General features: G+C 42.4%; 1 protein-coding gene (running past both ends of the window). It reads left to right on the forward strand.

Positions 1-12,241, forward strand: part of the annotated coding region (locus C4533_05260) for an HAD-IIIC family phosphatase (GenBank protein RJP28364.1) (this coding region is incomplete at its 5' end). Its footprint runs off both ends of the window (26,420 nt to the left, 37,339 nt to the right); 12,241 of its 76,000 annotated nt are in view.

Below are 12,241 nucleotides of genomic sequence, written 5' to 3' on the forward strand. Positions count from 1 at the left end.
ATGATAATCAGCCTCTTCTTACTCCCAGAGACGGAGTCTATTGGGAAAAGGGAGGGGTTTTGAATCCTGCTGTTGTAATACGCGATGTAAAAGGGCTAGATGGCAATATCCATTTTATTTATCGCGCTGATGAGGGCGGTTTGCATCCAAGCGGCAGCCTTGGCTATGCCAGATTTAAGTTTGATGAAGCGCAAAGAAACCTTATCTTGGTTGACAGGTGGGATAAGCCGATAATGTCATGCCATGACCACCAGTGGTGGGAAGACCCCAGGGCATTTATTTTAAGCGGGGCTTTATATGTCAGCTCTACGCATTGCCAGATCTTTCCAAACAATAACATAGTTACCGAAGGTTGCATCTCACACGAAATGAATTTCAATCACGCAGTAAGAAGCCGAAATTTCAGATGGTTAAACAGGTACGTAATAACAGGCAATAAGAAGAAATTTGATAAAGATGTAGTCCTTTGCCCTCGGAAAGTAAATATACACGGCAGCCAATATTGGGCTGCTTATAATCGTCCATGGCCGGATATAGGGGTAATAGTTTCTCCAAGCGCCTTTGGCCCGTGGTTCAGGTTCAAGGAACGGGTAATGTCTCCCAGGCAAGGGGATTCTCATATAGGCGCAGGCTCAAATATGGTAGAAATTAAATTTAATCATCAACATATGTATTTATTCTTCATACATAGTGTCTTTTATAGGGATAAGGCTGCTGATACCAGGACATATTACGGGAAAGCCGTTCTTGCCCAGGCTGACAGGCCATGGGAAATAATTGATGAAACTGATGGCATCGTATATCCGGAATTAGAATGGGAGAAAAATGGCCTTGGCGGTAAATTAGACTGTATTTTTATTACCAGCTTTGCTCCTACCTACAGGAGAGGAGCGCGCGTAAAGGGGATAGTTGGCTATGGGGCGGCTGATAAGTATGTAGGTGCTGCCTATGTTGATTTAGAAATTATCAGGGACGGTTCTCAAAACAAGGCAGAACCGTCCCTGAATGAAAATGCTTCTAGTCCGCTTACTATAGATGATATACAGCGATATTCGGATTCTGCCGTGAAATGGAGAACCGCAAAATCTATAAGGTATATCGGCGGGTTATTCAGGGATTCATTTTCACCGAAAAGGAGAGAAATAATCCATACGGCCCTTCTTTCCTTGCTGAAAAATGAGCATCGCGTAGCTTTAAATGAAGTGTTAAAAATAATAGGCATGGAGCAGCAAGATAGAGAGGTGATTTTGGCTGGCCACGAGTATGGAGTGCATGCAGTCAGGGATATAATCATGAGCCGTGAATTCAGCATTGAGATAAGATTGCGTGCGTTAATGTTTATCTCTGCTTGGTTAAAGGATTCAGAGGATAATTTTAGGGAAGAAGCGGTGAACAGTTTTTCGGTTGTTGAATTAAAAGATTTCCTCAACCGTTTAAGAAATAAAAGCATGCTTAAGAGAAAGCTGGAATCCGGGTTGCCGCTAAGATTTTCTGATGATGTATTAAGGCTGGGTTATGCGGCTGTAGCGCTATTTATTTACCATAAAGGAGCGGGTATTTCCCTGGCTACACTTTTTGAAATACTGCATAGGATTTTTATAAACGCCAGGATTTCTCCCGGGTATGAAGATGCTAACTCAGGGTTTAATTTCGGAGGCAGGTTTGCAAGAAAACATTCAGGAGGAGTAGCAATCGGGACCTGCGCTCATGAAATCATGCATAATATATTGTCAATCGAGACAAAACTGGATTCATATGAGAATAAAGATGTAGCATCAATTCATGAGTTTATGAGCGATGTAATGGCTTTTGCTTTCTATAGATGGGTTTATTGGCCTATGGAGATAGCAAAAGAACTGGAATCTTTCCATTTTGTTGAGCACCTTAATAGCTGCCCTAATTTTATAGCCGCTGAACAGCACCAGGCTGCCCGTGCCCAGCTAAAGATAATTATTGATGAGTGCTCCGGATACGAGAATGTTGATTGGCCGCTTCTTTTAACAGCAGGGATTACCGTTTTAAGAGGCTGGATAGGCGGAAGCTTTAGTCTTTTTACAGAACGAGTTTTACACACATATTTTTTAAATCTGCGGCAAGCCCCCGGGGATAGGCCTGGAGAAGGTCCCGGTTATGGCCTAGTGACAGAAAACTTGTTAGGTTTGCCTGCCGGAGCCAGCAGTAAAGTTGCCACCAAAATCTTATTGTTGCCTAATTCAGGAGTACGCCGTATCCTGCAAGTTTATAGCATTGGAGCATCATCTCCCCTGGATTCATCAAATATCATATTGGAAATAGATTCTAGGGCACTCTGCGCTACTTACGGCGGGACTATAAAAGATGTCCCGCAGGCATTCTGGGATTGGCTTAGTTCTTTAGGTGTAGGCGTAATATGGTTTAAAGGCGTGTGGAGGAAAAGCCCTCTTTCACACCGATTGATGAGGATCTGGGGCAGAAGGCACGGGGAAACATTAAAGCGTTGGGCAAGCGCATATGATGTTTATGATTATGAACTTGATCCGGATATCTCTGCTACCGATGATGAGTTTATAAGAGTTGTATCAATGTTTAAAGATAGAGGTATAAGGGTAATACTTGATTTTGTCACTAATCATATTGCTTTTGATTCTCCTCTTGTAGAAAGAGTTGAGGGATTAGCCTTAGCGAACCGTAACATTTCGGCATATGAGAATACGGAGATATGGCTTGATAATGCTTTAAGAGGCGCCTCACAGCCGATTAATCATCCGATATCATATATATACCATGCCCGTGTAGGCGAACCCGGGTACAATCCGCCGATGATGAACCTAGCTCAGATTAATTATATGGATAAGAGAGCCAGGGAATATATGATCAAGACCGTCCTTCATAAAATTGCAAAATTAACATTAGGTGGTGGCTTGCGCGCTGATCTGGCATTCTTGGCTTTCAGATATAATATTTATGATACCTGGGGCAAACCTTATGGTATGAGCTGGGAATATTTTGAGCGACAAATGCCGAATGAATTCTGGAGAGAATTTATGGATGAAGTTAATGCTGAATATCCAGGTATGCTGGTAGTCGCTGAGAGCTATGAATTCGGTGATAAAGAAGGCTGCCCTTGGGAAGGAAGGGCCGGTGCGTTTACCAGGTTAGGCATGATCCCTTACGAGAAACACGCATATGACCTTCTTCGGCTTGGTTATGCCGATTCATTCAGAGGGTATACTTTTGTAAATTCTCCAACTGATTTCATGCATTCAACCGTTCATTTCGTTGAGAATCATGATGAGCCGGCTGCCGTAGAAGCTTTTGGGCATATGAAAAAGGCTTTAGCTGCTTCAATAATTTCAGCAGGATTACCGGGCTATTTCCTTATACCTTTAAGACAGGTGCTAAATATGACCGGATATGGCGTTGTAAAGGAAATGAAGTCAGCTGATGCCGGTATCTATGAATATAAATATCCGCATATTAACGAAATACTTAAAGAGCGATTAAGCATACCGGGGTTGGCATGGTTTTTGGGATTCTTAGGAAGAAGATCTTATGGTAACGGAGAATTCTTTAGCGCTTATCTTGCTAAAATAGAGAGAATGGTGCCTGAAGGATGCCTGAAGTTAAGCCCGGAAGCTACCAGGGAACAGGTTTTGGAAGCAACCGGCTGGAGAGAGGATTCCAGGGGCAGGGTATGGGAAGATGTTAGCATTAACAACAGTGGGATTATATCTTTTATAAGGCATACACCGCAAGCCGACCTGCTTGTTGTAGTAAATTATTCAGGAGAGCATTTTGATTTAATGATCAACAGAGATTCAGCGTTTTCATATTATAACGATAATGAGAATGCGCCGAAGAGTTTGCTTCCTAATTTAGGGGATGCAACAGGATTATGCGAATATATTTATGACGATAAAACGGGAAGCTTGGAATTAGAACTCCCTGCCTGGGGTTACGCACTAATTGAATTTACATCTTCCTCGCCCTTAAATCCAGATAAAATATTGTTTGGGAAATCTAATGTTGAAAGATTAGCTGCCGATTTTGATGAGGACCCCGGTATTATAGAAGGTGACTTAAGAGCAATTAGCGAGGCCTTAGGTATATCCGGTTTAAAGAATGAGGCGCTAAGTTATCTTGATAGCGGAATGCAAGTTGATATTGATTCAATGGACTTAACTGCGTTAGAAGCGTTTGCGCAAAGGACTCATAAACGGGTTTACAAGGTTAGTTTTGATGTTTATCCCAAAGGTCACTCTTTTGAAATGTTATTAAAAATTGTTAAAGAGAAGGTCAGGAATACCATGTCGGGGGTTCCGTATGATATGAATTTCATTAATCGAGTGCACCTTGTCGGAGAAAGAATCCGTTCTTCCAGGGAATGGCTGCATCCACGTTCGGGAGAGCCGATAGAATGCCGCAATAGCAAGCCGAGAATATTATTTACCGAGGAATTAATCCGCTCTCAGGCAACAGGCTTAACTACCCAGCTTTGCCGTGCGCTAAAAGTCGCTTCTTACATATCTTTATGGGAGATACTTGGCCATAAAGGATTTGTCCTGGACCCAAATGAGTCTAATGCCGTTATAAGAATCCATCAGGGGCATCCTGTGGCTACCATAATTGATTTAGACGGGCTTTCAGAGAGCGAAGGCGGAGTTAATGAATTAGAGGTAATTGACAGCCTGTATGATGAAGGAGATATGGCCTTTGAGCCTATGGCCCTAGGGATTATCCACGCTTTAGGCAGAGAAGGCGCGGTGCAGTTTTTTGGAAACCTGAAGGACCAGATAATATCAGTACCAAAATCAAGGTTAGCTTTTCTATTTAAAATATTTGAAGAGGGTATTCAAAATCAACCCACCTTATCTTCTTCTCCGGTAAGCCCTGAGTCTGAAGCTACTATCAGGGCATTTGTGGCTGGCCAAGAAAGAGCCGACTGTTTCTTCCGGTTTACAAGAGAGATTTTGGCTAACAGATTATCTTTAAGAGATGTAGTTTCATCCAACGCATTACGTCAGGGTGTGGCAGATTATCATCTTGACCAGATAGGTTATTTGGGAGACGAAAGAGCGCTTATCCTGAGGGTTAACGGCGAGTTTTTTGCAGTAAGGTTATCCGGAATAAATAACACCGATGAGATTGAGCCCGTTGTAGCTATTAACAGCGGGGATTTAATATTGCAAGTACTTTCCCGCGAAGATTTTCTTAAGTTATGGAGTAAGGCTACTGGCTTGGATCCAAGTATTTATAACACCGATAGCTCGATATATGTTTTTATGCAGGCATTGGTTAGCAATGTACCTGTTAACGGCCATGGTTTAAAGCTGACGATAGAAGATGTTTTAGGCCAGGGGCTTGAAGGCACGGTATTTTTGGCTAGGGATTTAAACACAGGCAGAAAATTTGCTTTAAAAGTCGCATACAAAGATTTACGCCGGATGTATGAGTTCTGGGCAGATAAATTTGATATTTTGGAAAGAGAAGCAGCACATCTTTTAAACCACCTTGTGAGATTTCATTCGTGTGAATTTCATGCTGAGTTTGGCTCTTCGCTGCTCATGGAATACGTTGATCCGTATTCTTCCATTGAAGATCATATTAAAGCCTTAAACCCGCAGGATAGGCTTAAAGAGGGCTTAAAGATTCTAGGGGAGTCTAGCAGGGTCGTTTCGTCCTTACATGGTTTTGAAGCGCCGGTTGGAGATATAGGCCTGCCTAATACTCTGGTTACCGGTTTAGACAGGAGAGGGCCTGTTAAGCTTATCGATCCTTTCCCCGCTGCAATAGAATCACCTGAACAATATAAACGGCAAGACATCTTTCAACTCATGCATATGCTTTATTGGCTGGTTACTGGCATTGTTTGGCCCAATGGTACCTATGAGTACAGGAAAAAGGTCATGGCTGGAGAGTATGACCCTGAAGAAGGCAGAAGAATATTTTCATCCCTCCCGCTTTTAAATAACCGGGAATATGAATCACTGCATAGTATTGCTGTTAATGCCTTATCAGGGACATGGGACAAATATATAGAAGGCATTAATGCGTTAGAGGATATTGCCGCATCGTCTCCCATAACTATAGCCAGGACGATACCGGGATGTTCTATTGCTGAAGCTCAAGCAGGCAAAGAAATGCAGGCAGCGTTAAGAATGATAGGTAGTGGTATATTTTTGCCTGTTTACTCATTGCCATCATTCTTTGGCGAACCTAAGCCGGGGCAGAGAGAATATGGTATAGGGGATTTAGGCGATGCCGCAAAAGAATTCGTTCTCTTGCTTGCCCAGGCAGGCCAGAGGTATTGGCAGATATCACCGCTTAATCCAACAGACGGGAATAATTGTTCATACCGCACGGATAGCGTTTTTGCACTTGATTATAAGATCGTTCCTCCGGGCAGCCTTTTAAGAGATGGTTGGATAACAGAGGAGGAGCTTGATTCGGTACTCCCTAAGCTGGAGCCCGCTAACAGGATTGCTCTTCCAAGAGGACAGCTTGAATATAAACAGAAACTTTTGTCTTTTGCGTTTGAAAGATATTTAAGAGATAAATTATATAGAGAAGAATTTAATCAATTTATGGAAGAGGAAGATTACTGGCTGCAAGATTATGTTTTATATAAGGCAATAGAAGCCGAGAATCCCGGGAGATGGGTGTCCTGGCCGGAGGAATTAAAACAGAAAAGGGCACAGGCTACGGTAGAATTCCGTAATAAAAACAAAAATGAAGTTCTGCGTTATGGGTTCTATCAGTATCTTTTGCAAAAATATTTGGATGAACTTGTGGATTTTGCTGAAGCGCACGGAGTATATATTATCTCCGATTTACCCGCTTATTCTATGCACGGCAGTTGCGATGTTTGGGCTAATCGCGATGTGTTTGTGCTTGATAAGAATGGCCAGAGGACATTAGTTGCCGGTGCGCCGGCTGATGCATTTAAAGGAGGAGATGGCCAGGCCTGGAACCATCCTATGTACAGATGGGATAGTAAGCGCACGATGGATTTCTGGATTCAGAAATATAGAAGAATGAAACGCCTATATAAAAACGGTTTTGTGCGGGCAGACCACATAATAGGCCAGATTACTCCCTGGGGTTATAAATTTGGTACACCTGCAAAATACGGATGGAGAGTCAGCGGCCAGTATCTAGCAAAGGTATTTTTTGACAGGCTTAGAGAGATATTCCCTGACCTTGAGCGCTTTTTAATCGGAGAAGACCTGGGCATTATCACCGAGGAAACAAAGGAATTGATGAGCCATTACGGCTTCATGGGAATGAGGATATTCCAATTTATGCCGTTTAATAATTCTGAATCAGAAGTGGATAATGATTGGAATAATCCTGCAAATTATTCAAGAAGAAACGTTTTGTATATGGGTACCCATGATTTACCTCTTATCAGGCAATGGTGGAGGCATAGGTTGAGCGGAGAAGGAAGGGCGCGCCTTAATCATTTTTTCAACGACTTTGTAGATGACGCAAATGTCGCTTCAAAGGTGGTCAGTTTTATTATGGGGCAGAACACAAATATAACCGTTCTCTCCTTGCCGGATATCATAATTGATGAAGGAGTTATGGGGTTACTTGATGGGCAGATAAATGATCCTGAAGCCAAAGATGGAAATTGGTCGTGGCGTTTGTTGCCGCAGTTATTTAATGATGTTACGAGGAAGAGTCTTTTGTCTCTGACAGAAGGGTCTTATAGAACACCGGCAAATGTAATATTCAGGCTTAATGCGCTTTCTCCGTCTTCAGCAGAGGTTATGTTAGCAGAAGAGGTGCTTAAAGGCTACGCTGACAGCGCTTCGGCCAGCAAGCTTATTGAATTATCTGCGAATGGACTGATAAGAATAGGTGATATTAAAGGAATGCTTTCTGTAATATATGAACATAACAACGGGAAAAAATTTATCATATTGTCCGATAATAAAGATAGCCAGCGTCATCTGTCTGTTGAAGAAAGGGCAGTAAGTTTAATCAGGGCTATAGAGCGATATGATGAAACAGGCAGTGTTTCTTCGCCCTTAGAGATTTCCAATGAGGATTTATTGAGCTCTGCTAAAGAAGCTGTTTTAAGATTTGAATCAAGCTTAAGAGTTTTGTCTGAAATCAGCCCTCAATATCTCCGTGAGCAGATGGTTGCTTTTATGGGCGTATTGCTTGATCCTAAAATTAAGATTGAAATATTAGAACCTACCTTAAGAGCCCGGCTTACGAGGCTTGGGATAGAACAACAAGAGAGAGTTGCTTATAGAGAAAGTCTTTATGCACACTGGAGAGACTTGTGGATACATTATGAGCGCGCGGGTTATTCCAGGAGAAGAATTATTAAAGGCATTATTGAGGGCGAATTCCCTGAAGCCAGGGGGTTATTGAAAGAAATACGCTGGTTGCTACTTAGTGCTTTTGCCGAAGAGTTGAAGATATTAGAGAGTGATAGTGCAAATATTACCAATGCGGTAAATTGTTGGGTCGATATTTTGAGCGGCGTTGAGATTGAGAAGCTGCTTTTTGGATTTGGTTTAAACAGTTTTATGTTGGGTAGTTTGAGTGGCCAGGGCATATCCGGCTTGTTGGCCACTAAAGCCAAAGCAGAAAGAGTTGGGGTAGATACATTTTCTTATAAAGAGCGCGGAGATTTCATTAATTATGCTCAGTGGCTGACAGGTTCGGCCGGCAGAAAATCAGCTGAGCTAGACAGGATTTCTGAAATATTAAGGCATATCAATCAAATTAGTGATGCCGAGGATAGGGACGACAGATTGATGTATTTACTTTCCGCCATGGAGGATAAGTTATTACAAAGGCTTGCAGTTATGCATGCACCGATAATCAGGGACCCGTTGTATCCTTCGTCTGTAGATATGCATCTGCATTCAGCATATTCTGACTGCGCTTCGGACTCAGTCGCGCATATGGTCTATGAAGCTTATCGCCGGGGATTAAAGACAATCGCTATCAGCGATCATCAGAGTTTTGATGGGGTGATGAAGGCGTTAGCTATCGGAGAGTTATTCGGTGTCAAGGTTATCCCAGCCGTTGAACTTTACACAGGTGTTTATAGAAACGGAAGTGTCCAGGAAAGAAGGGATATATTGGTTTATTTCCCCGATGTCGATAATTTTAAGAGTTGGTATGAAGGCGGGTTTGATGATAAAACAAGGGAGATATTCAGCGATGGATGGGATAGGCATAAGGATCAGTGTTTGTGGGGTAATGTTGACGTGCATAGGGTAGTTGCCTGGGCAAAGGAGCATGGCGGCATACCGGTTTTAGCCCATCCCGGAAAATGGCATAGAGAAGTTTATGAGACTAGCTCATGGCCATACAGGGACTTTGAAGAGTTATTTATTGATACAGGGCTTTTAGGCATAGAAATCAGCCATCCATTTATCCCTGCAGAGAAAACTATATTTTATCTGGATATGATAAGGAAATTTAACAGACTGCACCCGGAATCGCCGCTTATTTTCACCGTAGGGACCGATGCGCATAACACCTATAATATAGGTAAAGGAAATATGTCTTTAACTGTAGTCAATATGATTAGCCGGTATCTAAGAGATAATCCTTCTCTGGTAAATCCGTTTTTGGGGGATATAAACCAGGTTCACTCAAGCTCACCGATACTTACTGATTCAGTCAGAGCGCAAGATGTATTAAGGGCATTTAGCCTGGGGCCGGATCATGCCAGTTTAGAACTATTAAAGTTTTTTGACGGACAATTAACTAGTAGATTGACAAGAGCTGAGAGAAGGGATTTGCTTAAAGCCTGGGAAAAAATATTAGTTTCTTACCCGGAGCAAATTATTAGCACCAGAAGGCATGCTTTACGGACAGCTTTAATTGCCATCTTTATTGCCAGGCATCTTCCGTTGACAAGAGAGAGCCTTATTGACTTAGTCACTGCTGCGCTTGCTCATGATTTAGGCAAGGGTTATGATAGTGAGATGATAGAAGTGGTTAACAAAAGACGCAGGCTTAACGAAGATGAATATGCAATCATAATCAGCCATGTGAATAAATCCTTCAAAGTTTTGGGCAGGAAGAAGATAAGAATATCGGATTCTGCCGCCAAGGCAATATCAAGGCACCATCCGCGCTATTTAGAGAAAAGAGAAAGATTCAGGGTTATTGATTGGGTCTTGCATGTAGCTGATGAGATTGATGCGCGCCAGGATATGAGCCGGCCATGGAGAATAACCAAGAGAAAACTGCGCAGCTGGAACCCCGAAATGATACTTAATAATATCTCCGGTTTGAGCCTGCCGGGTAACATTTATATGGCGGTTGCGGCTTTAGTGCTGAACAGGGATAAAGAATATATCGCAGTCATAAGCGATACTTACCGTTGGTGGCAATATCTTTTACTAAAATATTATTATCTGTCTGGGTTAAGCTGGTTAAGAAGGATCTTCGGCAGGAAAATCATCGAAATCGGGATGAAATCTGGTGAAGACGAGGAAGATGTTAGTGCTTCTTCTCCAGTTAAGGATGGGATAAGTGAGACAATGCTCATATCGGGAAAATCAAAATTAGGTAGGCTTAAGTTTCTACCATTAGATGAAGAGGAGAAAACGGATGCTTTAAGAGGTTTAAGCTTGGTATTACCGGCCGTATTTGATGGAGGGAGGCATTTTCTTAAAATATCGCTTCGCAGAGAAGTTGGCGGGCGCGAAATAAATATATTACGAGAGCTTTATAGGTATGAATCGTTAAGGAATCATCTTCCTGATCGTTTTTATTCCGGGATACTTGATAGAGAAAGCAGGAGGGTCGTTTCCCGGTTTATGGATTACAACATAGTATTACAAGCCAAAACGGGATTTATTTTATTAAGCAAGGCCAGAGGTCTTGATTTATGGGAAGACCAGGAGAATATTTATGGAAGAGATGACTTAGATGCCAGGTCTAAAGAGCAGATGGTTCTGCAGCGCTTAATAAACATCGCAATGGCATTAGGCGATTTTCATTCAAAGGGTGTTTTCCATAGGGACTTGTCAGAAGAAGAGGTATTTATAGATCCAGCCACCGGAGGCGTAAGTTTTATTGATTTTAATATAGCCGTGACACCGGCTATAGGCATTGAATCATTAAAAGCTTTAGGTCTTGAGCAAACGGCTAAGTATAAAAATGGTAAACTTATTGATCCGAATTGGGACAGCCAAAAAAGAGATATAGCTCAATTGGCATTAATTGCTAAATCTTACTCCTATTTATTGCCAGCTGATTCTTTAGCCCGTCAGCGATTATATAGTTTATTTGGTATCGTTGCAGAAGAAAACTTTAATATCCCCGGTTTCATTGGGTTATTGCAGGCAATTAGTCGGTCCGTTTCTCCATCTCCTCAGGGACCGTTTCTGTCACTGACCAGAGAAGTGCCCCCTGAAGCCAGTTCTCCTGTAAGTGCCCCAAGCTATAGAATGACAAAAGAAGAAATTGATGCCTATACTGCTGGTTACGGCCAAAGGTTAGCAGAAGTACGCAGCTTACAAAAACTTTCTAAAGAAGAATTGAGTTTTCTGCTGAAAGAGAAAATAGAACCCTGGCAGTTAACCAGGTGGGAGCATGAAGCTGCGCCACCTCCGGCATTTCTATTAGAGCCTTTAGCTGAGATGTTAGGGGTTTCGGCAGGATATATCAGGGAGGGGGAAGGTCAAATCGACCGGGAAGCGTTAGAGGAAAGAGGCAGGCGCCATTTAAGGATTAAGAAAGTAAGAGAGTTATTCGGGTTGACTCTTGCAGAAGCAAGCCGTATTGCTAAATATAGAAATTACGCATATTTAATGCGTATTGAGGGGGGCGGTACCTTCCCGCGTTACAGCGTTCTATTGGACATGATCAATAAAATATTCGACAGAGAAGTAAGCGCCCAGTATTTGATGATCGGGACTGATGAGCCTGATTGGTCAATGGTGGGGGTTGTTGATGGCTGGGCAGATAGGATTACTAATGTAATGAAAAAACTTGGTTTCTCGCAGGATAGCATTACTCGGGAAACCGGAATTGATGAAGGAAGATTTCGCAGGATTATAAGGGGGATAACCAGGCCGGCGATAACAGAGTTAAGAGATTGCGCAACCATTATGGGCATTACACCAACATATCTAATAAAAGGTACAGATGAGCCTGACTGGCATTACGGCAGGAGAATAAAAAGCCTGATGGATAACTATGGATGGAGTGCTCCAAGGCTTGCGAGAAGACTTAAGGTCAGCTCAACAACGGTTTATGCCTGGATTCATGAAAAATT

The organism is Candidatus Omnitrophota bacterium (genome assembly GCA_003598025.1).
Lineage (GTDB): Bacteria > Omnitrophota > Gorgyraeia > Gygaellales > Profunditerraquicolaceae > Profunditerraquicola.